The 25,202-nt window shown below is 69.5% G+C and carries 26 protein-coding genes; 14 read left to right on the top strand and 12 right to left on the bottom strand.

The features are described 5' to 3' along the window. The first annotated feature begins 77 nt into the window (after positions 1-77). The gene (locus tag ACWIDW_RS03165; protein WP_313355845.1) at positions 78-1,676 is read left to right on the top strand and encodes an ABC-F family ATP-binding cassette domain-containing protein; all 1,599 of its coding nucleotides are present in this window, start codon (positions 78-80) and stop codon (positions 1,674-1,676) included. A gap of 17 nt (positions 1,677-1,693) precedes the next feature. On the opposite strand, the gene ACWIDW_RS03160 is transcribed toward ACWIDW_RS03165, so the two are convergent. Genes ACWIDW_RS03160 through ACWIDW_RS03150 form a run of 3 tightly spaced genes read right to left on the bottom strand, consistent with a single transcriptional unit; the run spans position 1,694 to position 3,056 of the window. Continuing rightward, the gene (locus tag ACWIDW_RS03160; RefSeq protein ID WP_454122873.1) at positions 1,694-2,503 is read right to left on the bottom strand and encodes an SURF1 family cytochrome oxidase biogenesis protein; all 810 of its coding nucleotides are present in this window, start codon (positions 2,501-2,503) and stop codon (positions 1,694-1,696) included. Beyond that, positions 2,500-2,697 carry a hypothetical protein gene (locus ACWIDW_RS03155; RefSeq protein ID WP_454122871.1) on the bottom strand — a complete coding sequence of 66 codons (198 nt, stop codon included), beginning with the start codon at positions 2,695-2,697 and terminating at the stop codon, positions 2,500-2,502. The genes ACWIDW_RS03160 and ACWIDW_RS03155 overlap by 4 nt, the downstream gene beginning before the upstream one ends. Beyond that, a complete protein-coding gene (locus tag ACWIDW_RS03150; RefSeq protein ID WP_454122869.1) occupies positions 2,694-3,056 on the bottom strand; it encodes a DUF3099 domain-containing protein in 363 nt (120 codons plus the stop codon). The genes ACWIDW_RS03155 and ACWIDW_RS03150 overlap by 4 nt, the downstream gene beginning before the upstream one ends. A 101-nt stretch (positions 3,057-3,157) precedes the next feature. Here ACWIDW_RS03150 and ACWIDW_RS03145 point away from each other — a divergent pair, with 101 nt between their 5' ends. Continuing rightward, positions 3,158-3,868: a beta-ketoacyl-ACP reductase gene (locus tag ACWIDW_RS03145; protein WP_454122868.1), complete on the top strand. Its 711-nt coding sequence runs from the start codon at positions 3,158-3,160 to the stop codon at positions 3,866-3,868. A 30-nt stretch (positions 3,869-3,898) separates the two neighbouring features. Here ACWIDW_RS03145 and ACWIDW_RS03140 read toward each other — a convergent pair whose 3' ends face one another. From ACWIDW_RS03140 to glgC, 3 genes are all read right to left on the bottom strand, one after another. Beyond that, positions 3,899-4,594 carry an alpha/beta fold hydrolase gene (locus ACWIDW_RS03140; RefSeq protein ID WP_454122866.1) on the bottom strand — a complete coding sequence of 232 codons (696 nt, stop codon included), beginning with the start codon at positions 4,592-4,594 and terminating at the stop codon, positions 3,899-3,901. Positions 4,595-4,655: 61 nt separating this feature from the next. Next, positions 4,656-5,291, bottom strand: coding sequence for a phosphoserine phosphatase SerB (gene serB / locus ACWIDW_RS03135; RefSeq protein WP_454122865.1), 636 nt, complete (start codon positions 5,289-5,291; stop codon positions 4,656-4,658). Positions 5,292-5,307: 16 nt separating this feature from the next. Beyond that, positions 5,308-6,549: a glucose-1-phosphate adenylyltransferase gene (gene glgC / locus ACWIDW_RS03130; RefSeq protein ID WP_454122864.1), complete on the bottom strand. Its 1,242-nt coding sequence runs from the start codon at positions 6,547-6,549 to the stop codon at positions 5,308-5,310. A gap of 46 nt (positions 6,550-6,595) precedes the next feature. Between glgC and glgA the strand changes: the two genes are divergently transcribed. The 3 genes from glgA (at position 6,596) to ACWIDW_RS03115 (ending at position 8,920) form a co-directional block, all read left to right on the top strand. Next, a complete protein-coding gene (glgA, locus tag ACWIDW_RS03125) occupies positions 6,596-7,780 on the top strand; it encodes a glycogen synthase (RefSeq protein ID WP_454122862.1) in 1,185 nt (394 codons plus the stop codon). A 17-nt stretch (positions 7,781-7,797) separates the two neighbouring features. After that, positions 7,798-8,580, top strand: coding sequence for an ABC transporter ATP-binding protein (locus ACWIDW_RS03120; RefSeq protein ID WP_454122861.1), 783 nt, complete (start codon positions 7,798-7,800; stop codon positions 8,578-8,580). Between the two features lie 85 nt (positions 8,581-8,665). Continuing rightward, positions 8,666-8,920: a type B 50S ribosomal protein L31 gene (locus tag ACWIDW_RS03115; RefSeq protein ID WP_454122859.1), complete on the top strand. Its 255-nt coding sequence runs from the start codon at positions 8,666-8,668 to the stop codon at positions 8,918-8,920. Between the two features lie 108 nt (positions 8,921-9,028). Here the strand turns inward: ACWIDW_RS03115 and ACWIDW_RS03110 are convergent, their stop codons facing one another. Continuing rightward, complete coding sequence (locus ACWIDW_RS03110; RefSeq protein WP_454122857.1) at positions 9,029-9,736, bottom strand: exonuclease domain-containing protein; 708 nt, start codon at positions 9,734-9,736, stop codon at positions 9,029-9,031. A gap of 72 nt (positions 9,737-9,808) precedes the next feature. On the opposite strand from ACWIDW_RS03110, the gene ACWIDW_RS03105 reads away from it, so the two are divergent. The 5 genes from ACWIDW_RS03105 (at position 9,809) to ACWIDW_RS03085 (ending at position 14,101) form a co-directional block, all read left to right on the top strand. Next, positions 9,809-10,432 carry a LysE family translocator gene (locus ACWIDW_RS03105; RefSeq protein WP_454122856.1) on the top strand — a complete coding sequence of 208 codons (624 nt, stop codon included), beginning with the start codon at positions 9,809-9,811 and terminating at the stop codon, positions 10,430-10,432. 144 nt (positions 10,433-10,576) lie between these two features. Beyond that, positions 10,577-11,110, top strand: a complete 534-nt coding sequence (locus ACWIDW_RS03100) for a single-stranded DNA-binding protein (protein WP_454122854.1) — start codon at positions 10,577-10,579, stop codon at positions 11,108-11,110. A gap of 46 nt (positions 11,111-11,156) precedes the next feature. Continuing rightward, on the top strand, positions 11,157-11,648 hold the full coding sequence (locus tag ACWIDW_RS03095; RefSeq protein WP_454122853.1) for a DUF6993 domain-containing protein: 492 nt from the start codon (positions 11,157-11,159) through the stop codon (positions 11,646-11,648). A gap of 202 nt (positions 11,649-11,850) precedes the next feature. After that, positions 11,851-13,530, top strand: a complete 1,680-nt coding sequence (gene ettA, locus ACWIDW_RS03090; protein ID WP_454122851.1) for an energy-dependent translational throttle protein EttA — start codon at positions 11,851-11,853, stop codon at positions 13,528-13,530. An 88-nt stretch (positions 13,531-13,618) separates the two neighbouring features. After that, a complete protein-coding gene (locus tag ACWIDW_RS03085) occupies positions 13,619-14,101 on the top strand; it encodes an acyl-CoA thioesterase (protein ID WP_454122850.1) in 483 nt (160 codons plus the stop codon). Positions 14,102-14,104: 3 nt separating this feature from the next. Here ACWIDW_RS03085 and ACWIDW_RS03080 read toward each other — a convergent pair whose 3' ends face one another. After that, positions 14,105-14,995 carry an acyl-CoA thioesterase gene (locus tag ACWIDW_RS03080; RefSeq protein WP_454122848.1) on the bottom strand — a complete coding sequence of 297 codons (891 nt, stop codon included), beginning with the start codon at positions 14,993-14,995 and terminating at the stop codon, positions 14,105-14,107. A 64-nt stretch (positions 14,996-15,059) separates the two neighbouring features. On the opposite strand from ACWIDW_RS03080, the gene ACWIDW_RS03075 reads away from it, so the two are divergent. Then, positions 15,060-15,740, top strand: coding sequence for a hypothetical protein (locus ACWIDW_RS03075; RefSeq protein ID WP_454122846.1), 681 nt, complete (start codon positions 15,060-15,062; stop codon positions 15,738-15,740). Between the two features lie 78 nt (positions 15,741-15,818). On the opposite strand, the gene ACWIDW_RS03070 is transcribed toward ACWIDW_RS03075, so the two are convergent. From ACWIDW_RS03070 to pepN, 4 genes are all read right to left on the bottom strand, one after another. After that, entirely contained in the window at positions 15,819-17,483 is a 1,665-nt protein-coding gene (locus ACWIDW_RS03070) for an FAD-binding dehydrogenase (RefSeq protein ID WP_454122845.1), read from the bottom strand. After that, the gene (locus tag ACWIDW_RS03065) at positions 17,480-17,929 is read right to left on the bottom strand and encodes a globin (protein WP_454122844.1); all 450 of its coding nucleotides are present in this window, start codon (positions 17,927-17,929) and stop codon (positions 17,480-17,482) included. The genes ACWIDW_RS03070 and ACWIDW_RS03065 overlap by 4 nt, the downstream gene beginning before the upstream one ends. Then, positions 17,926-18,999: a mechanosensitive ion channel family protein gene (locus ACWIDW_RS03060; RefSeq protein ID WP_454122843.1), complete on the bottom strand. Its 1,074-nt coding sequence runs from the start codon at positions 18,997-18,999 to the stop codon at positions 17,926-17,928. The genes ACWIDW_RS03065 and ACWIDW_RS03060 overlap by 4 nt, the downstream gene beginning before the upstream one ends. 425 nt (positions 19,000-19,424) lie before the next feature. Beyond that, complete coding sequence (pepN, locus tag ACWIDW_RS03055; RefSeq protein WP_454122842.1) at positions 19,425-22,001, bottom strand: aminopeptidase N; 2,577 nt, start codon at positions 21,999-22,001, stop codon at positions 19,425-19,427. A 190-nt stretch (positions 22,002-22,191) separates the two neighbouring features. Here pepN and ACWIDW_RS03050 point away from each other — a divergent pair, with 190 nt between their 5' ends. From ACWIDW_RS03050 to ACWIDW_RS03040, 3 genes are all read left to right on the top strand, one after another. Next, on the top strand, positions 22,192-23,376 hold the full coding sequence (locus ACWIDW_RS03050; RefSeq protein ID WP_454122841.1) for a ferrochelatase: 1,185 nt from the start codon (positions 22,192-22,194) through the stop codon (positions 23,374-23,376). Between the two features lie 292 nt (positions 23,377-23,668). Next, positions 23,669-24,184 carry a ribose-5-phosphate isomerase gene (locus ACWIDW_RS03045; RefSeq protein WP_454122840.1) on the top strand — a complete coding sequence of 172 codons (516 nt, stop codon included), beginning with the start codon at positions 23,669-23,671 and terminating at the stop codon, positions 24,182-24,184. Position 24,185: 1 nt separating this feature from the next. Continuing rightward, entirely contained in the window at positions 24,186-25,184 is a 999-nt protein-coding gene (locus ACWIDW_RS03040; RefSeq protein WP_454122838.1) for an Fpg/Nei family DNA glycosylase, read from the top strand. Positions 25,185-25,202 lie beyond the last annotated feature (18 nt).

Here is a 25,202-nt window from a genome sequence, read left to right as displayed (position 1 = left end):
GGGCCCCGAACCACCCGCGACGTATACTGGGAGGCTGGCCCATCGGCCGCCTCCCCCCCCTACGAACGGATACCGCTGTGCTCGCCGTGCATGACCTCGAGATCCGCGTCGGAGCACGCGTGCTCATGTCGGATGTGTCGTTCCGGGTCGCCGCCGGCGACAAGATCGGCCTCGTCGGTCGCAACGGCGCGGGCAAGACGACGCTCACCAAGGTGCTCGCCGGTGACGTCCTGGCCTCCGAGGGCAAGGTCGCGCGCTCGGGCGAGATCGGCTACCTCCCGCAGGATCCCCGCATCGGCGATCCTGAGATGCTCGCCAGGACCCGCATCCTCGACGCGCGTGGTCTCGGCACCATTCAGCTGGGCATCTCCACGGCGTCCCACGACATGGCATCCGACGATCCGAAGATCGCCGAGCGCGCCATGCGGAAGTTCGCCAACCTCACCGAGCGCTTCGAGGCGCTCGGCGGCTACGCGGCGGAGGCCGAAGCGGCATCCATCGCCAACAACCTCTCGCTGCCCGACCGCATCCTCGATCAGCCGCTGAGCACCCTCTCAGGCGGTCAGCGTCGCCGGATCGAGCTCGCGCGCATCCTGTTCTCCGACGCCGACACGATGATCCTCGACGAGCCCACCAACCACCTCGACGCCGACAGCGTCGTGTGGCTGCGCGAGTTCCTGAAGAACTACAAGGGCGGACTCATCGTGATCAGTCACGATGTCGAGCTCGTCGGCGAGACGGTCAACCGGGTGTTCTACCTCGACGCGAACCGTCAGGTCATCGACATCTACAACATGAACTGGAAGAACTACCTGCGCCAGCGGGTGGCCGACGAGGAGCGCCGCAAGAAGGAGCGCGCGAACGCCGAGAAGAAGGCCACGCAGCTGCAGCTGCAGGCCGCGCGCTTCGGCGCCAAGGCGTCGAAGGCCGCCGCGGCGCACCAGATGGTCGCCCGCGCCGAGAAGCTGCTGTCGGGCCTCGACGAGGTGCGCCAGGTCGACCGGGTCGCGAAGCTGCGCTTCCCGAAGCCCGCACCGTGCGGGAAGACCCCGCTGATGGCATCCGGTCTGTCGAAGTCGTACGGCTCGCTCGAGATCTTCACCGACGTCGATCTCGCGATCGACCGCGGCTCGAAGGTCGTCGTGCTGGGGCTCAACGGCGCGGGCAAGACCACGCTGCTGCGTCTGCTCGCCGGGGTCGATCAGCCCGACACGGGTCAGCTCGAGCCGGGCCACGGGCTCAAGATCGGCTACTACGCCCAGGAGCACGAGAACCTCGACGTGAAGCGGTCCGTGCTCGAGAACATGATCTCGGCCGCCCCCGACCTGAACGAGACCGAGGCGCGCAAGGTGCTCGGCTCCTTCCTCTTCACCGGCGACGACGTGCACAAGCCGGCGGGCGTGCTCTCGGGCGGTGAGAAGACCCGTCTGTCGCTGGCGACCCTGGTCGTGTCGGCGGCCAACATGCTGCTGCTCGACGAGCCGACGAACAACCTCGATCCCGCCTCCCGCGAGGAGATCCTGGGTGCGCTCGCGCACTACGAGGGCGCGGTCGTGCTCGTCTCGCACGATCCGGGAGCAGTCGCATCGCTCAACCCCGAGCGCGTGCTGATCCTGCCGGACGGCGTCGAGGACATCTGGAGCAAGGAGTACCAGGACCTGATCGAGCTCGCCTGAGCTCGGGAGGCTGAAGGTCAGCGCGTCGCGGAGTCGAGCAGCGCGTCCTCGTCGTCGGCATCCCGGTCGCGCCTGCGCGGCTGCCGCCGCGGCAGCTCTCCGGCATCCTCCTTCGCCTTCACGATCTCGATGCGGATGACGTAGCCGATGAAGGCGAAGCCCATCACGGCGAACAGGATCCACTGGATCGCGTACGACAGGTGCGGACCGGGGTCGTCGGTCGGGGCGTCGAACCCGCCCAGAGCGGGGGCGCCGGCCGGATCCTCGGAGACGAGCTGTCCGTAGGTGCTCGTCACGAGCGACGGGTTCACCCGGTCGGCGATCGTCGGCAGGTGGATCGTGGGCACCTGCCCCTCCGGCGCGGTGCGACCCGACGAGGGGAGACGCTCGCCCTGGCGCAGCCGCACCACCACGGTGCTCTCTCCGGCCGGGGGAGGGGGAACCGCCCTCGGCACGGTGTCCTCGCCCGACGAGATCCACCCGCGATCCACGAGCAGCACCAGACCGCTCTCATCGCGGAAGGGCACGAGCACCTCGAACGCGCTCGTGCCGCCGTGCGGTCGGTTGCGCACGAGCATCTGCTCGTCGGCGAGGTACTCGCCGACGAGCAGCACCGGATGCCATTCGTCGGCGGGCGCGAACGCCGCATCGTCACCGAGCAGATCGGCGACGGGCACGGGCGCGGCGTCGTAGTTGCGCTCGACGAGCGTGATCTGCCCGGCACGCGACTCGTTGCGGTCGAACTGCCATTGCGCCAGGAAGGCGCACGCGATCGCGAAGCCGATCGCGATGAGCAGGTACACGCCCCAGCGCATCAGACGGTTCACGCAGGCATCCCCTCGTGCACGGCGACGGGGAAGTCCCGTGCCCTGAGGTAGTCGCTCAGGAACCCCACGTGCGCGTCGCACGCGAGCCAGATCTTGCGCCGATCCTCCGCATGGATGCGGGGATTGCGCCACACGATGTGATGCGTGGCGGGCTCACGGCACTCCGCCCGCGCGCATACGAACTCGGATGTCATCGGTCGTCGGCCTCACGATCGTCGTGGCTTTCGACGATGGTGATCACGTCGTGCTCCGCGGGGGTCGCGGCGGGGCTCGCCGCACCGGGCGCCTCGAGCTGCGCGAGCGGGGACTCCACAGCGCTGGACGTGCTGTCGCTGCCCGCGTTCGCGTACACGACGGCGATGTACGGCAGGAAGATCGCTGCCACGGCGAACGCCCACGTCCACCACCCGAGCGGCTGCACGACCACCATGAGCAGGAAGCACACCGTGCGGATGATCATCGTCAGCGCGTAGCGGCGCACGCGGTGATCCGCCTCGTCCTGCGGCGACTGCGGCAGGGAGGTTACAGCGGGGGCGTGGCGCTTCTCTTTCACGGTGCTTCCAGCCTACGCCGCGCACAGCTCACCGGACGCCGTCGGGCGAGCCCGTGCTGGGTAGGATGGCGTGCGATCCGATCCCCAGTCAGGAGCCCCACATGAGCGCTGAGCGCGTCGTCCTCGTCACCGGCGGAAACCGCGGCATCGGCCGTGCCATCGCCGAACGCTTCGTCCGCGACGGGTACCGCGTCGCCGTCACGGCACGCAGCGGCGAGGGTCCGGAGGGCACGCTCACCGTCCGCGCCGACGTCACCGACGCGGCCGCGATCGACGCGGCGTTCACCGAGGTCGAGCAGCAGCTCGGGCCGGTCGAGATCGTCGTCGCGAACGCCGGGATCACCAAGGACACCCTGCTGATGCGCATGAGCGAGGACGACTTCGACAGCGTCGTCGCGACGAACCTGGGCGGCACGTTCCGCGTCGTCAAGCGCGCGTCGAAGGGCATGCTGCGGGCGCGGTTCGGACGCGTCATCCTCATCTCCAGCGTGGTCGGCCTGTACGGTTCCGCCGGGCAGGTGAACTACTCGGCGTCGAAGAGCGCGCTGGTCGGCTTCGCGCGCTCCCTCACGCGTGAGCTGGGCGGGCGCGGAATCACCGCGAACGTCGTCGCACCGGGCTTCATCGAGACCGACATGACGGCCGAGCTGCCGGAGGAGACGCAGAAGCAGTACAAGGCGAGCATCCCCGCGGGCCGTTTCGCGACGCCGGATGAGGTCGCCGGCGCCGTCGTGTGGCTCGCGGGAGACGACGCCGCCTACATCTCCGGAGCCGTCATCCCCGTCGACGGCGGCCTCGGCATGGGTCACTGAGGAAGATCCGGAGCCGACCGCGTCGGACGGTCAGCCGTCGACGGCAGCCACCAGCAGCGCGGCCAGCCGATCAGGCACGGTGAACTGCGGCCAGTGGCCGGAGCCGATCTTCACGACCTCGGCGTTCGCGATCGCCCGGTACTCCTCGCCGTAGGGCCCCCAGTCGTCGGCCTCGGCATCGACGCGCGCCTGATCGTACGAGCCCATCAGCATCGTCACGGGAACACCGTGCCGGCTCTCGTGGGTGAGCGTGATGGGATCGGTCGGGACGCGGGCGGGCACGCTGCGCGTCAGCGGGAGTGTGCGGGCTCGGGTCTCGTCATCGAGGTCGTACACGTCCTCATCGGGGAAGTAGCCCCAGCCGGGGAAGGGCACGACACCGTCGACGAGCGGGAAGTCGCTGATCATCCGCCCCGGTGCGGGCGGTATCGTGTCGACGAACACGACCCGTCGCACGCGCTCCGGGCGGGCATCCGCTGCGCCCCAGACGACGTTGCCGCCGCCCGAGTGGCCGATGAGCACGACGGGCTGCTCCGCCGCGTCGATGTGCCGCACGACCGCGTCCACCCAGTCCGCCATCCCGATCTCGGATGACGCGGCGGCCGGCTCGCCCACACCCGGCATGGTCAGCGCGAGCGGATCGTGCCCTGCGGCGCGGAGCGCGTGCACCACGGGATCCCAGGAGGAGGCGTCGAGCCAGAGACCGGGAACGAGGATGATGTCCATGCGAAGACGCTACGCGCAGGCTCGGACATCGTCCAGCGTCGGCGTCCGCACGGAGGCGCCCTTAGGGCAGCAGCGGGATGACCTCGGACAGATCCTGGGGGCCGACGACCAGCGACGCGGCCGCGCGCACGGCGGGCTTGGCGTTGAACGCGATTCCGAGCCCGGCCACGGACATCATCGTCAGGTCGTTCGCCCCGTCACCGATCGCGATGGTCGCGTGCGGTGCGACGCCCAGTTCGGCAGCCCAGCTCTGCAGCGAGGCCGCCTTCGCGTCGGCATCCACGATGTCCCCGTCGACCGTGCCGGCGAGTGATTCGCCGTCCACCGTCAGCCGGTTCGCGCGCCAGCGATCGACGCCCAGTCCGGGTGCGATGTGGTCGAGGATCTCGTGGAACCCGCCTGAGACGACGCCGACCACCCCGCCGCGCTCGTGCACCGCGGCGGTCAGCTCGTGCACGCCGGGCGTCGGCTCGATGCGCGCGCGCACGCGTTCGAAGGAGGTCGTCGGCACCCCGCGCAGGGCTTCGACGCGCGAGCGCAGGCTGGTCGCGAAGTCCACCTCGCCGCGCATCGCCGCCTCGGTCGCCGCCTGCACCTCGGCCCGGCGACCGGCCTCGTCGGCGAGGAGCTCGATCACCTCGTTGCGGATGAGGGTGGAATCGGCATCGAGGACGACGAGGAAACGCGCAGCGGTCACCCGTCGAGCGTAGCGGTCAGCGGGTGATGCGAACGCCCTTGCCCACGACGGTGATGCCCGAGTCGGTCACCGTGAAGCCGCGCTCCAGGTCACGCTCGCGATCGACGCCCACCGTCGCCCCCTCCTCGAGGACGACGTTCTTGTCGAGCACCGCGCGTCGCACGCGCGAACCGAGCCCCATCTGCACGTTGTCCAGCAGCACCGAGTCGGTGATGGTCGAGCCGCCCAGGGCGATCCCGCGCAGTCCGATGACGCTGCGCTCGATGTGCGTCCCCGAGAGCACCGACCCCGCGGCGACGATCGAGTCGATCGCATTGCCGATGCGGCCGACGGCATCGCGCACGAACTTCGCCGGCGGCATGTTGACGTTCTGGGTGCGGATCGGCCAGTCGGTGTTGTACAGGTTGAAGATCGGCAGCGTCGAGATCAGGTCCATGTGCGCGTCGAAGTACGAGTCGATGGTTCCGACGTCCCGCCAGTACGAGCGGTCGCGCGGCGACGAACCGGGCACGACGTTCTGCTTCATGTCGTAGTAGCCCGCTTCGCCGCGCTGCACGAAGTAGGGGATGATGTCGCCGCCCATGTCGTGCCCCGACGAGGCGGATTCGCCGTCCGCCTCGACGGCGGCGACGAGGGCGTCGGCGTCGAAGACGTAGTTGCCCATCGAGACGAGCACCTCGTCGGGCGAGTCGGCCAGACCCACCGGGGCGGCGGGCTTCTCGAGGAAGTCTCGGATGCGTCCGGTGTCGGGGTCGGCGTCGATCACGCCGAACTGCGAGGCCAGGGCGATCGGCTGACGGATGCCTGCGACCGTCGCCGGCGCGCCGGACGCGATGTGCGCGTCGATCATCTGCTGGAAGTCCATGCGGTAGACGTGATCGGCGCCGATCACGACCACGATGTCCGGCTTCTCGTCGTTGATGAGGTTGAGGCTCTGCAGGATGGCATCGGCGGAGCCGGAGAACCAGCGCTTGCCCAGACGCTGCTGAGCGGGCACCGAGGTGACGTACGAGTCGAGCAGAGCCGACATGCGCCAGTTCTGCGAGATGTGCCGATCGAGGCTGTGCGACTTGTACTGCGTCAGCACGACGACCTGTCTCAGGCCCGAGTTGATGACGTTGGATATGGCGAAGTCGATCAGCCGGTACTGGCCGCCGAAAGGCACCGCCGGTTTGGCTCTGTCTGCAGTGAGGGGCATGAGTCGCTTGCCCTCACCGCCGGCGAGGATGATCCCGAAAACCTTCTTAGGAGCCGACATGCGTCCACCATAGAGCGCCCGGTGGCCGATGTACTACCGTGCAGACATGCGAGTCGACATCATCACCAAGGAATACCCGCCGGAGATCTACGGCGGCGCCGGCGTGCATGTCGCAGAGCTCGTGGCGGCGCTGCGCAGCAGCATCGACGTGCAGGTCCGGGCCTTCGGAGGTGAGCGCGCCGAGCCGGGGACCCGGGCGTATCGCACGCCGTCCGAGCTGGCCGGGGCGAACCCGGCCCTGCAGACCCTCGGCACCGATCTCGTCATGGTCGGCGACGTCGCCGGAGCCGACCTCGTGCACAGCCACACCTGGTACGCGAACTTCGCCGGGCATCTCGCATCTCAGCTGCACGGCATCCCGCACGTGCTCACGGCCCACAGTCTCGAGCCGCTGCGACCGTGGAAGGCCGAGCAGCTCGGGGGCGGCTATGCCGTCTCGAGCGGCATCGAGCGGCTCGCGTACGAGAATGCCGCCGCCGTCGTCGCCGTCAGCGACGGGATGCGCCAGGACATCCTGCGCAGCTACCCGCAGGTCGACCCGCAGCGTGTGCGCGTCATCCACAACGGCATCGACGTCGAGCGCTGGCGTCCGGTGGAGAATCCCGGGTTCCTGGCGAGCATCGGCATGGATCCCTCGCGTCCGTCGGTCGTGTTCGTCGGCCGCATCACCCGGCAGAAGGGGCTGCCCTACCTGCTGCGTGCGGCACAGCTGCTGCCGAAGGACGTGCAGCTCGTGCTCTGCGCCGGCGCCCCCGACACACCCGAGATCATGGCGGAGGTGCAGGAAGGCGTCCGTCAGCTGCAGCAGACCCGCGAGGGCGTCATCTGGATCGAGCGGATGCTGCCGCGCGACGAGCTGTCGGCGATCCTCGCCGCGGCCACCACGTTCGTGTGCCCCTCGGTGTACGAGCCGCTCGGCATCGTGAACCTCGAGGCGATGGCGTGCGGCGCGGCCGTCGTCGGCACCGCCACGGGCGGCATCCCCGAGGTCGTCGACGACGGTGTGACCGGCCGTCTGGTGCCGATAGAGCAGCTGCAGGACGGCACCGGCACGCCGGTCGATCCGGAGCGCTACGTCTCGGACCTCGCCGCCGCGCTCACCGAGGTCACGAGCGATCCAGCGCGGGCGCGGCAGTACGGCGAAGCCGGACGCGAGCGTGCCCGCAGCCGGTTCAGCTGGGGCGCGATCGCCGACACCACGCGCGCGCTGTACGAGGAGCTGACCGCCTGAGCCGATAGGCTGGCGTCATGTCGAGCGCTCTGGATCTCACCGATGTCGTCGTGCGTCGCGAAGGCCGCAACATCGTCGATCGGGTGACCTGGTCGGTGTCCGAAGATCAGCGCTGGGTCGTGCTCGGGCCCAACGGCGCCGGCAAGACGACGCTGCTGCAGCTCGCCGACACGCTCATGCACCCGACATCCGGAACGGTGACCGTGCTGGGCGAGACACTCGGGCGCACCGACGTGTTCGAGCTGCGTCCGCGGATCGGCTTCGCCTCATCGGCGATGGCTCGCCGCATCCCGCGCGACGAGACCGTGCTGAACACGGTGATGACGGCGGCCTACTCGGTGACTGGCCGCTGGAGAGAGGACTACGAGTCCATCGATGAGCGTCGCGCGCAGCGCGTGCTCGCGGACTGGCGCCTGGAGCACCTCGCCGAGCGGCTGTTCGGCACGCTCAGCGACGGCGAGCAGAAGCGCGTGCAGATCGCACGGGCCGTGATGACCGACCCCGAGCTGCTGCTGCTCGACGAGCCGACCGCGAGCCTCGACCTCGGCGCACGCGAGGAGCTGCTGCAGCTGCTCAGCGGGTACGCCGCATCGCCGGTCACGCCGGCGATGGTCATGGTCACGCACCACGTGGAGGAGATCCCCGTCGGCTTCACCCACGTGCTGCTGCTGCGCGACGGTGGTGTGGTGGCCGCCGGCCCGATCGCCGAGACGCTGACGGCAGAGGCTCTCACCGAGGCGTTCGGCATGCCGATCCTGCTCACCCAGGACGGCGGACGCTACGCCGCACGCGCCGCCTGAGTGGTGTAAAGTAGACCCTCGGTGCGATCGCACCGCAGACTTCCCTCGTCTCTGGCAGAATCCAGGGCACCACGTAAGGAATCCCATGAAGACTGACATCCACCCCGAGTACCAGGCCGTCGTGTTCCGCGACCTCGGCTCGGGCGAGACCTTCCTCACCCGCTCCACCGTCACGAGCGATAAGACGATCGAGCTGGACGGTGTGGAGTACCCCGTCATCGACGTCGAGATCTCGTCGGCTTCGCACCCGTTCTACACGGGCAAGCAGCGCATCATGGACTCGGCCGGTCGCGTCGAGAAGTTCAACCAGCGCTTCAAGGGCTTCGGCGGCTCCAAGTAAGCCGCCCACGACGAAGGCCCCGCCCCGGCGGGGCCTTCGTCGTACCCGGCATCCGATCGCATCGCGCACGGGCTCATCCGTGCGCCTGCTCGTGAACCGGCCACCTGCTCACCCGCGAACCGGCCACGTGCCGTCGAGCTGCTGCTCCGGGTCGATCCGTCCGATTCCGACGAAGTACTCGGTGAGACTCGCGGCCTGATCCCGCGCCCAGCCGATCTGCCTGGTGTGCAGCTCTGCGGCAGAGTGCGGCCACGCGAACTCACGCGCGAGTGCGAGCGCCACCCGCCCGGCGGCCACGGCATCCGCCGACGCCTCGTGCGCGTCATCCAGCGGAACAGCGTAATGGTCGGCGACGACGGTGAGCGTGCGCTTGCCGGGCCGGTACCGGTCGAACGCCTTGTCTATCACGAGCGGGTCGATCACCGGTGACGGAGCGGCAAGCTCGGAGATGCCGTGGCGCCGGGCCTCGTGGGCGAGAAGAGAGAAGTCGTACGAGGCGTTGTACGCGACGATCGGCAGGCCCTGCGCGAACAGGGCGCGAAGCGCGTGCACGATCTCGGCCACCACCTCATGCGCAGGGCGACCGTGCGCCCTGGCGTGCTCGGTGCTGATCCCGTGCACGGCCGCCGCGCCGTCGGGGATCGGCACGCCGGGGTCGGCCAGCCAGTCGCGGGCGGCGAGCTCTCTGCCGTGTCGGTCGAGAACGCCGACGTGCGCGGTGACGATGCGGTCCTGCGTCACGTCGACGCCCGTCGTCTCGAGATCGAACACGCCCACGCGGGTGAGCCAGGCCGGAGCATCGAGCGGAAAGGTCATGGCCACACCATAGGAGCGAGCGCCGACACTGCCGATTCCGCGTCGGCCGCGCACGCTCACTACGCTGTGCTGGTGACCTGGACGGTATGGCTCTCGCTGCTCGCGGCGTGCGTGGTGATCAGCTTCACCCCCGGGGCCGGGGCCATCAACACCATGAGCAACGCCCTCGTGCAGGGCTGGCGCCGCTCGCTCTGGGGCGTGCTGGGTCAGCAGGCCGCGCTCATCGTGCACGTCGTCGTCGTCGCTGCGGGGGTGGGGCTGTTCGTCGCGCGTTCGCCGGTGCTGTTCGAGATCATCCGGTACGCGGGCGCGGCGTACCTGGTGTACCTCGGCATCCGGATGCTCCTGGCGAGGCCGGAGGCGCAGAGCCTCGACCGGTCCGCTCGGGTGCGGGAGGGTGCCTGGTCGATCTTCCGACGCGGATTCTGGGTCAACCTCCTCAACCCCAAGGCGATCGTGTTCTTCCTCGCCTTCGTGCCGCAGTTCGTCCGTCTGGACCGCGACCCGCTGCCGCAGTACCTCGTGCTCGTCGGCACGGTGATCGTCGTGGACATCCTGGTGATGTGGTTCTTCTTCGCCGCCGCGGCGAAGTCCTTCCGGCGGTTCACACGGGATGCCCGCGGCCAGCGCATCCTGAACGCGGTCTTCGGCGCGCTCTTCATCGCCGTGGCCGCTCTGCTGCTGTTCCTGCACTGACAGCGCCCTGCGTGTCGGTTGCTCCTGCACCGATCGGTTCGAGATCGAGTTCTCCACCGTCCCCGCGAAATCGGCCTCCGGTGTCCGACGCCGGCGTGCACGCTGGTCGGACCCGGGCCGGTCCCGGCAATCAAGGAGCACCCTATGAGCATCACCAACGACGTCCTGACCATCGCCGGGAACATCGGCAACGACCCGGTCGCCAACGAGACCCGCAGCGGCAAGGCGGTGATCAACTTCCGCGTGGCGACGTCATCGGGCTACTTCGATCAGCGCACCGGGGCGTGGGTCGACGGCGGCACCAACTGGTACGCGGTGTCGGCGTTCGGCAAGCTCGCCGAGCACGCGAAGGCGTCGCTGCACTGCGGCGACCCCGTCATCGTCGTCGGGCGGCTGCGCCAGAAGGAGTGGGAGGCGAACGGCAAGAAGGGCATCGACGTCGAGCTCACCGCCGACTCGATCGGCCACGACCTGCGACGGGGCACGAGCGCGTTCGCGCGCCGCCCTCGCCCCGAGCAGGCCGGCGTCGCCCCCGTCGCCGACGAGGCACCGGTGTTCGGCGAGCCCACTGAGGCCGATCGGGACGCCTGGGCCGGTGCGGGGCTGCGGCTGACCGATGAGCCGGATCCCGACGAGGCTTCCGGCGAACCGCGCGACGACGCCCTGACCCCGGCGTGACGCCCGGCGAGACGGGGACGGAGGTGCGGGCGCCTAGACTCGAGGCGTGCGTCACAGGTACTCCGTCTCCGTCCGGCGGTGCGCGCAGGTCAGCTCGCTGCTGGCGAGCACGGCTGCTCTGGTGCTCGCGCTGACGGCCTGCGGTCCGACGGCGACCCCAGGCACGTCATCGGATGCGCCCGTGACGTCCGACCCCGACGTCGGCGCGTCTGCCGCGCCGACCGAGGCGGATGCCGCGCTCGCCTCGTTCACCGAGGTGACGGCCGGCGTGTGGGCATCCGACTCGCGTGCGCAGGGCCGCGCCTACATCGACGCCCTCGAGCAGGCCGGCTTCGCGAAGGACGCGATGCAGGTCACGGCAGACCGGAGCACCGTCGGCAACGCCGCCGAGAGCCTGCAGTTCTCGGTCGCCTGGAGTGACGCGCAGTGCCTGGTCGGCCAGGTGGGGCCGTCGACCGGAGAACCCGTCACCGCGCTGCTGCCGCGACTGGCAGACGGAGCGTGTCTGGTAGGCGCCACCCGCCCCATCGACTGGTGATCCAGCGCCCCGATCACAGGCGCCGTGCCTGCGCGGCGCCTGAGCGCTGCCGCGCGCGTCGACCGGTAGGCTAGGAAGCTGAGCCGACTGGCATGGGGAGCCCCCGCCGTCGGCCGCACACACTTCGCGCATCCGGCACTCGGCGTGCGCTGCGCCGGATCACAGGCGCGTAAGACAGGTCTTCCAGAGGAGCGGTGAAGGTATGGCTGAGTACATCTATTCCATGGTGCGGGCCCGCAAGGCGGTCGGCGACAAGCTCATCCTCGACGACGTGACGATGGCGTTCCTGCCGGGCGCCAAGATCGGCATGGTCGGCCCGAACGGCGCCGGAAAGTCGACGATCCTGAAGATCATGGCCGGTCTCGACACCCCCTCGAACGGCGAGGCCAAGCTCACCCCCGGCTTCAGCGTCGGCATCCTGATGCAGGAGCCCGAGCTCGACGAGACCAAGACCGTGCTCGAGAACATCCAGGACGGCGTGGCGATCAAGCCGAAGCTCGACCGGTTCAACGAGATCTCGGCGCTGATGGCCGACCCCGACGCCGACTTCGACACGCTGCTCGCCGAGATGGGCGTGTTGCAGGAGGAGATCGACGCGGCCGACGGCTGGGACCTCGACTCCCAGCTGGAGCAGGCGATGGACGCTCTGCGCACGCCGCCGGCCGATGCCGAGATCGCGCCGCTCTCGGGCGGTGAGAAGCGCCGCGTCGCGCTGGCGAAGCTGCTCCTGCAGAAGCCCGACCTGCTGCTGCTCGACGAGCCCACCAACCACCTCGACGCCGAGAGCGTGCTCTGGCTCGAGCAGCACCTCAAGGACTACAAGGGCGCGGTCATCGCGATCACGCACGACCGGTACTTCCTCGACAACGTTGCCGAGTGGATCGCCGAGGTCGACCGCGGCCGTCTGATCGGCTACGAGGGCAACTACTCGACCTACCTCGAGAAGAAGGCCGAGCGACTCGACATCCAGGGCAAGAAGGACGCCAAGCTGGCCAAGCGCCTGAAGGACGAGCTCGAGTGGGTCCGCTCCAGCGCCAAGGGCCGGCAGACCAAGTCGAAGGCGCGTCTGGCGCGCTACGAGGAGATGGCGGCGGAGGCCGAGCGCACCCGCAAGCTCGACTTCGAAGAGATCCAGATCCCCGCCGGCCCCCGCCTCGGCAACGTCGTCATCGAGGCGAAGAAGCTGCACAAGGCGTTCGGTGACCGCGTGCTCATCGACGGACTGAGCTTCAGCCTGCCGCCGAACGGCATCGTCGGTGTCATCGGACCGAACGGCGTGGGAAAGACCACGCTGTTCAAGACCATCGTCGGCCTCGAGCCGCTCGACGGAGGCGACCTGAAGATCGGCGAGACCGTCAAGATCAGCTACGTCGACCAGTCCCGCGCGAACATCGACCCGAACAAGACGCTGTGGGAGGTCGTCTCCGACGGACTCGACTTCATCACGGTCGGCAAGACCGAGATCCCCTCGCGGGCGTACGTGTCGAAGTTCGGCTTCAAGGGCCCCGACCAGCAGAAGAAGGCCGGCGTGCTCTCCGGAGGTGAGCGCAACCGTCTGAACCTCGCGCTGACGCTCAAGGAGGGCGGCAACCTGCTGCTGCTCGACGAGCCGACCAACGACCTCGACGTCGAGACCCTGAGCTCGCTCGAGAACGCCCTGCTCGAGTTCCCGGGCTGCGCGGTGGTCATCACGCACGACCGGTGGTTCCTCGACCGCATCGCCACGCACATCCTCGCCTACGAGGGCACCGACGAGAACCCGGCGCAGTGGCACTGGTTCGAGGGCAACTTCGAGGCGTACGAGCAGAACAAGATCGAGCGCATGGGTCCGGAGGCGGCGCGCCCGCACCGCACGACCCACCGCAAGCTGACCCGCGACTGATCCCCACGCCCCACTCCGAACATCGCTGCGCGCTGTCCAGAGCCTCCGGGGCGCGGGGCCCCATGTCGATAGGAACCTGACAGAAGTCATGACCGGCAACACTCCTCGCCTGCACATCCCCATCCACCTGCGGTGGGGCGACCTCGACGCGTTCAACCACGTCAACAACACCTCGATGCTCAAGCTGCTCGAGGAGGCGCGCGTGCGCGCCTTCTGGAAGCCGGAGCCGGGGGAGCAGGCACCGCAGACGGCGATCCTCGAGTCGGGGATCGATCAGGGCGTGCTCACCCTGATCGCCCGTCAGGAGATCGAGTACCTCGCGCCGGTGCCCTATCAGCGTCGTCCTCTCGAGGTGCAGATGTGGTTCGGCAAGCTCGGCGGCTCGAGCCTCGAGGTCTGCTACGAGGTGCACAACGATCCGGCGAGCACCGAGCGCATCCTGTACGCGCGCTCGACCGCCGTGATCGTGCTCGTGGATGCCGCCACCGGCCGACCGGTGCGGATCAGCCCCGAGATGCGCGAGGCGTGGGAGCCGTACGTCGGGGAGCCGATCAGCTATGCGCGTCGCTGACGCTCAGGCGTCGGGCGACGGCACTCGCACCATGATCTCCTGCGCGACGCTGGCGAGCAGCGTGCCCTCGCGGTCGTAGATCCGACCGGTCGAGAGCCCGCGTCCGCCACGCGCGTTGGGCGACTCCTGCACGTAGAGGACCCACTCGTCGGCGCGGCCGAACCGGTGCCACCACATCGCGTGGTCGAGGCTCGCGACCTTCAGCCCCGGCGTGCTCCAGGTCACGCCGTGCCGGCGCAGGATCGGCTCCTGAATGGTCATGTCGCTGAGGTATGCGAGGGCCGCCCGGTGCAGCCGGGGATCATCCGGCATCCCGGCTCGCATCCGCATCCACACGGCCTGGCGCGCGACCCGCTCTCCGGCCACGTCGACGAAGAGCGGACCTTCGACGTGGCGCACATCGGCAGGTCGCTCGGCCAGCATCTTCCGCGTCAGCGGATGCACATCGCCTACGAGCTCCTCGTCGGGACGCAGCTGCTCGGGATCGGGGATGCCGTCGGGCATCGGCTCCGCGTGATCGGCGCCGGGATCTTCGTCCTGGAACGATGCGATCATCGAGAAGATCGGCACGCCGCTCTGGAAGGCCTGGCAGCGGCGGGTCGAGAACGAGCGTCCGTCGTGGATGCGGTCGACCGAGAAGGTGATGCTGCTCGCGGTGTCTCCCGGCCGCAGGAAGTACCCGTGCATGGAGTGCACGACGCGATCCTCGGGGAGCGTCCGCTCGGCGGCCACCAGCGACTGCGCCAGCACCTGCCCGCCGTAGACCCGCCCGGTGGGCATGAAGTGCGATCGGCCGGTGAAGATGTCCTCGGTGGTCCTCGCTTCGGACTCCGCGAGATCCAGGACGTCGAGAAGGGCGTCGACGGATCGGCGGGCATCCTGCTCATCGGTCATCAGACCAGTCTAGATCGACGTGCGGGTGGCCTTTCGGCAGCGGCCATCCGGCTAACGTGGAGGGGTGACCAGACCGCTCGTGCTCGCCGACGCCCAGACCGCACGTGACGTGCTCACCTTCTCCGGGCGAGCAGCGCGGGCCGGCGCAGACGGCGTGCGACTGCAGGCGGCCGATGGCGTGCTCGCCCTCACCTCAGCCGCGCTGGCTCCGCAGAGTCTGTTCGACCAGACGCCGACGGTGCTGGCGATGCGCATCGTGCGCGCTGATCCCGAACTGCACTGCGACATCGTCGTCGACGAGCTCGCCGAGGGCGAGAACCCGCACGAGCTCACCCTGCCCGACACCGGGCGGGCACCGGCCTGGGCGGGGGTCGCCCCACCGCGCGCCGAGTGGATGCATGTGGGCGATCTGACCGCGCAGACCGTCGCGGAACGCGCCCAGTGGGGGATCTCGGCGGTCGCGCGCGGCACCGCACCGGGATCCGGCGAGGAGGCCGTGCGTGCCCTGCGTGCGCGCATCTGGGGCGAGCCGGACGAGGCGCTGTCCGGGCTGCCGCGCGGCGTCGCATTCGCCGCGCACGCCTTCGGGTTCATCAACGGCGCCGAGGAGGTGCGGATCACGCAGTCGGGCCGCTGGACGCGGCTCGCGTTCGCGCGTGGACATGTGCTCAGCCGCGGCCCCTCCGTGACCGGGCTCACGGCGGTGCGCGGCACCGGCCCTTCGGCAGGCTCAGGGACCCAGTAGGTGGGACGGGGCCTTCGGCGGGCTCAGGGGCCCAGTAGGTGGGACCGGGACCGACGGCAGGCTCGTGGACGGAGACCGTCAGCGCGCGGCGGCCCGGCCGGCCTGGCGACCGGAGAACAGGCATCCGCCGAGGAAGGTGCCCTCCAGCGCGCGGTAGCCGTGCATCCCGCCACCGCCGAAGCCGCTCGCCTCGCCCGCCGCGAACAGGCCGGGGATGGCGTTTCCCGCGGCGTCCAGCGCACGACCCTCCAGGTCGGTGTGGATGCCGCCGAGCGACTTGCGGGTGAGCACGTGCAGTTTGACAGCGACCATGGGACCGGCGGACGGGTCCTGCAGGCGATGCGGCGCAGCCGTGCGGATCAGCCGGTCGCCGCGGTATCCGCGCATCGAGCGCAGCATGGCGATCTGCGCGTCCTTGGTGAACTCGTTGTCGATCTCACGGTCGCGCGCGACCACCTCCTCGCGAACCCGGTCGATGTCGAGCAGGTCGCCGCCGGGCTTGGCGCGCATGCCGGCGAGCAGCGAGTCCAGATCGTCCTCCACGACGAAGTCCGCGCCCTCGTCGAGGAACGCCTTCACGGGCGCGGTCGGACCCTTCGCGAGGCGCGACCGCAGCAGCAGCCCGACGTCCTTGCCGGTCAGATCGGGATTCTGCTCGCTGCCCGACAGCGCGAACTCCTTCTCGATGATCTTCAGCGATGTCACGAACCACGAGTGGTCGTGGCCGGTGCGACGCAGGTGCGCCAGTGTGCCCAGCGTGTCGAATCCCGGGTACAGCGGCACCGGCAGGCGCGTGCCGGTCGCGTCCAGCCACAGCGACGAGGGCCCTGGCAGGATCCGGATGCCGTGCCCAGGCCACACCGGGTCCCAGTTCTCGATCCCCTCCACGTAGTGCCACATGCGGTCGGTGTTGATCAGGGCGGCTCCTGCTGCGCGCGTCACCGCCTGCATCGAGCCGTCGACGTACGCGGGAACGCCGGTGAGCATGTGCTCGGGTGCCGTGCCGAGGCGCTCGGGCCACGCCGCGCGAACGAGGTCGTGGTCGCCGCCGATGCCGCCGGAGGCGACGATCACGGCATCCGCCCTGATCTCGAAGTCGGACACCGTCTCACGCGACGTCGGCGCACCTCGCGGGACGAGGGAGTCGGCGAGCACGCTGCCGCGGGCCCCGACGACGCTGTCGGACTCGACGAGAAGATCCGCCACGCGGTGGCGCGCGAGGATGGTCGCACGTCCGTCAGCCTCCGCCTGCTCGACAGCGGCGGCGAAGGGGGCCACGATGCCGGGACCGGTGCCCCAGGTGATGTGGAAGCGGGGCACCGAGTTGCCCGGTCCGATCGCGCTGCCGCCGCCGCGTTCGGCCCAGCCGACCACGGGGAAGAACCCGACGCCGCGCTCGCGCAGCCAGGCGCGCTTCTCGCCGGCGGCGAACTGCAGGTAGGCCTCGGCCCACCGCTTCGGCCAGGCGTCCTCGGGCCGGTCGAAGCCGGCACCGCCGAACCAGTCCTGCCGTGCGAGGTCGAGCGAGTCGCGGATGCCCATGCGGCGCTGCTCCGGGGAGTCGACGAGGAAGAGCCCGCCGAACGACCACCAGGCCTGCCCGCCGAGGTTCTGGCGCGGCTCCTGATCGATGATCGTGACCCGTCTGCCGGCGTCCAGCGCCTCGGCGGCGGCCACCAGCCCCGCGAGCCCCCAGCCGATCACGAGAACGTCGGTCGCGAGGGTGCCGGGCAGGGCTGTCATGTGGTCTCCGTCGACTCCGGGGCTGTGCGGTTCTCGAGCGTGGGGCGGCCCTGGGGGCTCGTGCCGATGCCCGAGGGCTCGAATGTGTTCACCATGGCATAAGCGGCGCGCTCGAGGTAGTCCCACAGGGTCGCCTCGTGCAGAGGTGAGAGCTGCACCTCGTCGAGCGCGGTGCGCATGTGACGCAGCCAGCGGTCGCGCGCGTCGGGGTCGACGTGGAAGGGCACGTGCCGCATCCGCAGCCGCGGATGACCGCGCTGCTCGCCGTAGGTGCTCGGCCCGCCCCAGTACTGGGCGAGGAACCACGTGAGACGATCGGCGGCGGGCCCGAGATCTTCTTCCGGGTACATCGGCTTGAGCACCGGGTCGAGCGCGACCTCGCGATAGAACACCGCCACCAGGCGCTCGAAGGTGGGCTGTCCGCCGACCTCGTCGTAGAACGTCACTGTGTGCCGCCTTCCTCATCGGTCGTCTTCTTGCGTCGCCAGATGCCGCGATCGACGATGCGCGGCACACCGGTGACCGGGTTCGGCTTGGTGACGGGCGGATTCGCGCCGCGCACCCGGCGGGCGCCGTCGAGGCCGGTCAGCGTCACCGCGGCGAGACGCGGCACCTCGATGCCCTGCTCGTTCAGCGCGGCGCGGAGCCGGCGACGCAGCTCCTGCGAGACGTCGTCCATCGCGTTGGCACGCGTCTTCATGACCACCCGCACCACGAGCGCGTCGCCGTCGATGCTCTCCAGCCCCCAGATCTCGGGCTTCGCGATGATCCGCGTGCGCCACTTCGGGTCCTTCGCCAGGGTCTGCGCGGTCTCCATCATCGACTTCTCGACGAGTTCGAGATCGGCATCCGGCGCGACCCCGAGGTCGACGATGGCGCGCGCCCAGCCCTGCGACATGTTTCCGATGCGGGTGACCTCGCCGTTGCGCACGTACCAGAGCGTGCCGTTCACGTCGCGCACCTGCGTGATGCGCACGCTGACGTACTCGACGACACCGGATGCCAGGCCGAGATCGACCACATCGCCGATGCCGATCTGATCCTCGGCCACCAGGAAGATGCCGTTCAGCACGTCCTTCACGATGTTCTGCGCGCCGAAGCCGAGACCGGCGCCCACGGCCGCGGTGAGCAGGGTCAGCGAGCCGAGCAGACTGGGGGCGATCGCGTTGACAGTGAGGACGAGGGCGATCACCACGAGCATCACGTTGACGATGTTCTGCAGGATCGAGCCGAGCGTGCGGGTGCGCTGAACCAGGCGCATGTCGGCGAGCGGGGAGCGCTCGAGGGCCTGCGTGTCGTCGACGCGCGCCTTCGACTTCGCGCTGTTCACGATGCGCTGCACGACACGGCGGATGACCAGCCGCAGGATGAACCCGATGGCCACGCAGCTCGCGATGATCACCGCAACGGCGAGTGCCCTCCCGCCGACCTTCAGCAGGATCTCCAGCACGCCACCCCACCACCCCGGGTCGGTGGGGTCGGGAGCGGCAGTCTCGGTGGCGAAGCGGATGTCCATCACCTCGATTTTAGCGATGGGTCCTGTCGTTCCCGTGAGTCCCCGGTTGACGCCGTGAGTTCCGAGATCGGGTCCCTGAGCCTGTCGAAGGGCGCTGAGTTCCGAAGTTGGACTCTGAGATTGGGCCCCTGAGCCTGTCGAAGGGCCCTGAGTTCCGAAGTTGGACTCCGAGATTGGGTCCCTGAGCCTGTCGAAGGGCCCTGAGTTCCGACGTTGGGCTCCGAGATTGGGTCCCTGAGCTTGTCGAAGGGCCCTGAGCCTGCCGAGGTGGCTCGGGCGCTTCGACAGGCTCAGCGACCCAGGTAACAGGCTGAGCGACCCAGGTAACAGGCTGAGCGACCCAGGTACAGGCTCAGCGACCCAGGTACAGGCTCAGCGACCCAGGTACAGGCTCAGAGGCCAGGCAACTCAGCGTCCCCGCAGACTCAGACCTCCGCGTCGCGGGCCTGCGCGGCGAGCGCCCGCTCGACGTCGGCGAGGTTCTCGTGCACGAGCCGGCGCAGAGCCGGGGCGGCATCCTGGTGCTCGGCGAGCCAGCTGCGCGTCGCGTCGCGCAGCTCGACGCTCGCGAGCGAGCGCGGGTACAGGCCGACGATCAGGTAGTCGGCGATCTGGTAGGTGCGCTCCTCCCAGATGGGCAGCAGCATCTCGAAGTACTTCGGGATGAACGCGCGGAGCACCTCGACACCGGACGGGTGCACGAAGCCGAGGGCGGCCGAGCGCACGATGGTGTTCGGCAGGTCGCTGTTGTCGATCAGCGACGACCACGCGGCCTGCTTGGCCTCGGCGGTCGGCAGCGCGGCGCGCGCTTGAGCGGCGAACTCCGCACCCTTCGACGTGTTGTCCGCGGCCAGGGCCGCATCGATCGCCGCGGCGTCGGTCGCGCCGGCTGCCGCGAGGCCGACGAGCAGCAGCCAGGTCAGGTCGGCGTCGATCTCGAGGCCCGGGAGGGTCTCCTCGCCGGCGCGCAGCCGGCCGACGATGCCCGCCTGCTCGGGCGTGGCGATCGAGTTGGCGAACGCGGTCACGAGCTGCAGCTGGCTGTCACTGCCGGCCTCGGCGTGCTGCGCGAGGGCCCACAGGCCGTCGGCGATCCGCTCGCGCGCGGCAGCGCGCGATTCGGGGGCGACGTAGATGTTCGCCGCGAGCTGCAGCTGCGCGAGCGTCGTGCGCACCGTGGTCGACTCGGTCTCGTGGCCGATGTTGCCGAGCACGAGTTCGATGTAGTCGGAGGCGGCGGTCTCGGCATCCCGGGTCTGGTCCCACGCCGCACCCCACACGAGCGAACGTGCGAGGGGGTCGGCGATGTCGGACAGGTGCGCGATGGCCGTCTCCAGCGAGCGCTCGTCGAGGCGGATCTTCGCGTACGCGAGGTCGTTGTCGTTGAGCAGCACCATGTCGGGACGCTCGAGACCCTGCAGTTCGGGGATCTCGGTGCGGTCGCCGTCGACATCGACCTCGACGTAGTGCGTGCGCACGAGCTCGGAACGCCCGGCGGAATCGGTGAGGTTGTAGAAGCCGATGCCCAGGCGATGCGGACGGATGGTCGGGTAGTCGGCGGGAGCCGTCTGCGTGACGGCGAAACGGGTGATGACCCCGGCGGCGTCCTCGACGATGACCGGTGCGAGCGTGTTGACTCCGGCCGTCTCGAGCCACTTCTTCGCCCAGGTGGTCAGGTCGCGACCGCTGGTGGCCTCGAGCTCGGTGAGCAGGTCGCTCAGCTCGGTGTTGCCCCAGGCGTGCTTCTGGAAGTACTGGCCGACACCGGCGAAGAACGCGTCGATGCCGACCCAGGCGGTCAGCTGCTTGAGCACCGAGCCGCCCTTGGCGTACGTGATGCCGTCGAAGTTCACCATGACGTCTTCGAGGTCGTTGATCTCGGCCACGATGGGGTGCGTCGAGGGCAGCTGATCCTGGCGGTAGGCCCAGGTCTTCTCCATCGCGTTGAAGGTCGTCCAGGCGGCCTTCCACTCGGTGGCCTCGGCGGTGGCGATCGTGGATGCCCATTCTGCGAACGACTCGTTCAGCCACAGGTCGTTCCACCACTTCATGGTGACCAGATCGCCGAACCACATGTGTGCGAGCTCGTGCAGGATCGTGACGACGCGGCGCTCCTTGACGGCATCCGTCACCTTGCTGCGGAACACGTAGGTCTCGGTGAACGTCACCGCACCCGCGTTCTCCATGGCGCCCGCGTTGAACTCGGGCACGAACAGCTGGTCGTACTTCTCGAACGGGTAGGGCACGCCGAACTTCGCCTCGAAGTACTCGAAGCCCTGGCGGGTCTTGTCGAAGATGTAGTCCGCGTCGAGGTGCTGCCACAGGCTCTTGCGGCCGTAGACGCCGAGCGGGATGACCCGACCCGACGAGCTGGTGAGCTCGGAGAAGGTGGCCTCGTAGGGACCTGCGACGAGCGCGGTGATGTACGACGAGATGCGCGGGGTGGGGGAGAAGCCCCACGTCGCCACGCCCTCGGACCCGGACGACGCGTCGTGCACGATCGGCTCGGGCGTGGGGGAGTTGGAGACGACCTTCCACGCCGAGGGCGCGGTCACGGTGAACTGGAACGTCGCCTTGAGGTCGGGCTGCTCGAACACGGCGAAGACGCGGCGGGAGTCGGGCACCTCGAACTGCGAGTAGAGGTACACCTCGCCGTCGACGGGGTCGACGAACCGGTGCAGCCCCTCGCCGGTGTTGGTGTACAGGCAGTCGGCGTCGACGATGAGGACGTTCTCGGCCCGCAGGTCGTCGAGCGCGATGCGCGAGTCATCGAAGGCGGTGCTCGGATCGACCTGCTCGCCGTTGAGCGTGATCTCCCGGACATCGCGCGCGATGAGGTCGATGAAGGTCGACGCGCCCGGCGTCGCGGTGAAGCGGACCACGCTGCGTGAGCCGAACACCTCCGCGCCCTTGGTCAGGTCGAGCGAGATCTCGTACGACTGCGTGTCGATGACGGCACGGCGCTCCTGCGCTTCGATACGTGTGAGGTTTTCTCCAGGCACAGCTGATTTCTCCCATTGGTGGAGGGGACGTCGTGGTGCGTCGACGCTGCTGGCGCCGACGGCAACCATGACAGCCTACGCCAGCCCCGCGGGCAGGTGCAGACCTCGATGCTGGCTCGTTCCTGTCAGGGTGGGGGTGGGTTCCGCTCTCGATGCTGGCTCATAGAGAGTCGGTGCCAGGATGTATCCCGTGAGCTCCTCAGAGAAGATCGTCGTCCCGCACGCCTCGCCGGCCGCATCGACCGGCTCCGCACACGTCGAGGTCCCCGTCGCCTACGACGGCATCCTGCTCGCCGGTTTCGGCGGTCCCGAGGGCCAGGATGACGTGATCCCGTTCCTGCGCAATGTGACCCGCGGCCGCGGCATCCCGGATGAACGGCTCGAGGACGTCTCGCACCACTACCGTCACTTCGGCGGTGTCAGCCCGATCAATGCGCAGAACCGTGCGCTGAAGGCTGCGCTCGAGGCCGAGCTCGCCGCGCGATCGATCGACCTGCCCGTGTACTGGGGCAACCGCAACTGGGCGCCGTACCTCGAGGATGCTGTGGCCGAGGCCGTCTCGGACGAGCACACGACGCTGCTGGCGTTCGCGACCAGCGCGTACAGCTCGTTCTCGAGCTGCCGGCAGTACCGCGAGGACTTCGCGCGCGTCCTCGCCGGCACCGAGTACGACGGCGTCGTCACCATCGACAAGATCCGTCCGTTCTTCGATCACCCCGGCTTCGTGCAGGCGTTCGTCGAGGGAGTGCACGACGCCGTGCGTCAGCGTCTCGAGGAGGGGTTCACCGCGGATGAGATCCAGGTGCTCTTCTCCACCCACAGCATCCCGATGGACGACGCCGTGCGCTCGGGCCCTCGCGACATCGAATGGGGCGAGGGCGGCGCGTACGCCTTGCAGCACGAGGCGGTCAGCGCGTGGGTGATGGCGCGGGTCGCCGAACTGGCGCCCGCCGCCGCAGACGTGCCGTGGGAGCTCGTGTACCAGTCCCGTTCGGGCCCTGCGTCGCAGCCGTGGCTCGAGCCCGACGTCTGCGACGTCATCGGAGAGCTGCCCCAGCGCGGACGACGTGCTGTCATCGTCGTTCCGGTCGGCTTCATGAGCGACCACATGGAGGTTCTCTGGGACCTCGACACCGAGGCGAAGGAGGCGGCGGAGGATGCCGGGCTCGCCTTCGCTCGCACACCCACCCCCGGTGTCTCGCCGGCCTTCGTCGCGGGCATCGTCGACCTCGTGCAGGAGCGATTGGAAGGCCGCCCTGCCGCCGACCGAGCTCACGTGACCGACCTCGGACCGTGGTTCGACGTGTGCCGTCCCGGATGCTGCGAGAACATCCGCGCGGGCTTCAAGCCCGCGGCAGCGGGTATCGCGCCCTGACCCTTCGACAGGCTCAGGGACCCAGTGGGCGAGCACGCTCAGGGACCCAGAGGGCGAGCCTGGCCCTTCGACAGGCTCAGGGACCCAGAGGGCGAGCCTGGCCCTTCGACAGGCTCAGGGACCCAGGGGGGCGAGCACGCTCAGGGGCCCAGGGGGCGAGCACGCTCAGGGACCCAGTGGGCGAGCACGCTCAGGGATCCAGTGGGCGAGCCTGGCCCTTCGACAGGCTCAGGGACCCAGTGGGCGAGCCGGCTCAGGGACCCAGTGGGCGAGCCTGAATAGGATGGTGCACATGCGCATCCACATCGCCACAGATCACGCCGGCCTCGACTTCTCGACCCGCCTGCAGCAGCACCTGCGCGACGCCGGACACGAGGTCGTCGATCATGGTCCTGTGGAGTACGACGCCCTCGACGACTACCCCGCGTTCTGCATCCGCGCGGCGCAGGCCGTGGTCGCCGACCGGCGCGCCGGCGTCGAGGCGCTCGGCGTCGTGTTCGGCGGATCGGGCAACGGGGAGCAGATCGCCGCGAACAAGGTCGCAGGGATCCGTGCGGCGCTGGTGTGGAACCTCTCGACGGCCGAGCTCGCGCGCGAGCACAACGACGCGAACGTGATCTCGGTCGGCGCTCGCCAGCACAGCTTCGACGAGGTCAGCTCGTTCATCGACCGGTTCATCGCGACGCCGTTCTCGGGCGACGAGCGGCACGTGCGGCGCATCGGTCAGATCGCCGACTTCGAGAACGACGGGTCGCTGCTCCCGGATCCGCGTCAGGAGGGCGTCGGCTCCGCCGACGGGCGGGCCTGACATGCCCGAGGGGCATTCCGTCCACCGCATCGCCCGGCAGTTCGCGCGCAACTTCACCGGGCGGCCCGTCACGGCGTCGAGCCCCCAGGGGCGCTTCGCCGACGGAGCAGCCGTGCTCGACGGCCGCGAGATGCTGCAGGCGATGGCGGTCGGCAAGCAGATGTTCCTCGAGTTCGAAGATGCCGTCTGGCTGCGCGTGCACCTCGGCCTGTACGGCGCGTGGGACTTCGCCGGCGAGATCGTCGCGGACCCGACCATCGCATCCGCGAACGGACGCATGGGGCAGACCAACCAGCGCGGCACCGACCTCGATGAGGTGATCTACGACGACGCCGGCGAGAACTCGCTGACCTCGATCGGCGCCCCGCGCAGGTCGCGGGTGCATGTGCGGATGTCGGAGCAGACCCGCGGGCTCGCCGACGAGGGCGACGAGTGGCCCCCGCCGGTGGTCGGACAGGTGCGGCTCCGGCTGCTGAACGAGACCACGTGCGCTGATCTGCGCGGACCGACGGCGTGCGCGCTGCAGACCCCCGACGAGATGCTCGCCACGGTCGCGAAGCTCGGCCCCGATCCGCTGGTCGGCGACCCGGCCGAGGGCGAGGAGCGCTTCGTGCGGACCGTGCGCCGCAAGGCCACCCCGATCGCGCTGCTGCTGATGGACCAGTCGGTGGTCAGCGGCATCGGCAACGTCTACCGCGCCGAGATGCTCTTCCGGGCTCGGCTCGAACCGCACACCCCCGGGCGCGACGTGCCCGAGGAGGTCGTGCGCGCGCTGTGGCGCGACTGGGTGCAGCTGCTCTCGATCGGCGTCGAGACCGGCCAGATGATGACCATGGACGGTCTCACCGGCGACGCGTACCGCGCGGCCATGGCCAGTCGAGACGACCGCCACTGGGTCTACCACCGCGCGGGACTGCCGTGCCGGGTGTGCGGCACGGAGATCGCCCTGGAGGAGATCGGCGCCCGCAAGCTGTACTGGTGCCCGTCCTGCCAGCGCTGATCGCGATCCGCGCGCGAT

The organism is Microbacterium sp. NPDC055312, assembly GCF_053645675.1.
Note: the sequence above shows the minus strand (reverse complement) of the source record. Positions and strands in the feature narration are given on the sequence as shown.

Coding starts and splice junctions, on each gene's coding strand:
- ACWIDW_RS03155 (WP_454122871.1), bottom strand. CDS start 2,697: ATGACATCCGAGTTCGTATGCGCGCGGGCGGAGTGCCGTGAGCCCGCC.
- ACWIDW_RS03145 (WP_454122868.1), top strand. CDS start 3,158: ATGAGCGCTGAGCGCGTCGTCCTCGTCACCGGCGGAAACCGCGGCATC.
- ACWIDW_RS03140 (WP_454122866.1), bottom strand. CDS start 4,594: ATGGACATCATCCTCGTTCCCGGTCTCTGGCTCGACGCCTCCTCCTGG.
- glgC (WP_454122864.1), bottom strand. CDS start 6,549: ATGTCGGCTCCTAAGAAGGTTTTCGGGATCATCCTCGCCGGCGGTGAG.
- glgA (WP_454122862.1), top strand. CDS start 6,596: ATGCGAGTCGACATCATCACCAAGGAATACCCGCCGGAGATCTACGGC.
- ACWIDW_RS03120 (WP_454122861.1), top strand. CDS start 7,798: ATGTCGAGCGCTCTGGATCTCACCGATGTCGTCGTGCGTCGCGAAGGC.
- ACWIDW_RS03115 (WP_454122859.1), top strand. CDS start 8,666: ATGAAGACTGACATCCACCCCGAGTACCAGGCCGTCGTGTTCCGCGAC.
- ACWIDW_RS03110 (WP_454122857.1), bottom strand. CDS start 9,736: ATGACCTTTCCGCTCGATGCTCCGGCCTGGCTCACCCGCGTGGGCGTG.
- ACWIDW_RS03100 (WP_454122854.1), top strand. CDS start 10,577: ATGAGCATCACCAACGACGTCCTGACCATCGCCGGGAACATCGGCAAC.
- ettA (WP_454122851.1), top strand. CDS start 11,851: ATGGCTGAGTACATCTATTCCATGGTGCGGGCCCGCAAGGCGGTCGGC.
- ACWIDW_RS03085 (WP_454122850.1), top strand. CDS start 13,619: ATGACCGGCAACACTCCTCGCCTGCACATCCCCATCCACCTGCGGTGG.
- ACWIDW_RS03080 (WP_454122848.1), bottom strand. CDS start 14,995: ATGACCGATGAGCAGGATGCCCGCCGATCCGTCGACGCCCTTCTCGAC.
- ACWIDW_RS03070 (WP_454122845.1), bottom strand. CDS start 17,483: ATGACAGCCCTGCCCGGCACCCTCGCGACCGACGTTCTCGTGATCGGC.
- ACWIDW_RS03060 (WP_454122843.1), bottom strand. CDS start 18,999: ATGGACATCCGCTTCGCCACCGAGACTGCCGCTCCCGACCCCACCGAC.
- ACWIDW_RS03045 (WP_454122840.1), top strand. CDS start 23,669: ATGCGCATCCACATCGCCACAGATCACGCCGGCCTCGACTTCTCGACC.
- ACWIDW_RS03040 (WP_454122838.1), top strand. CDS start 24,186: ATGCCCGAGGGGCATTCCGTCCACCGCATCGCCCGGCAGTTCGCGCGC.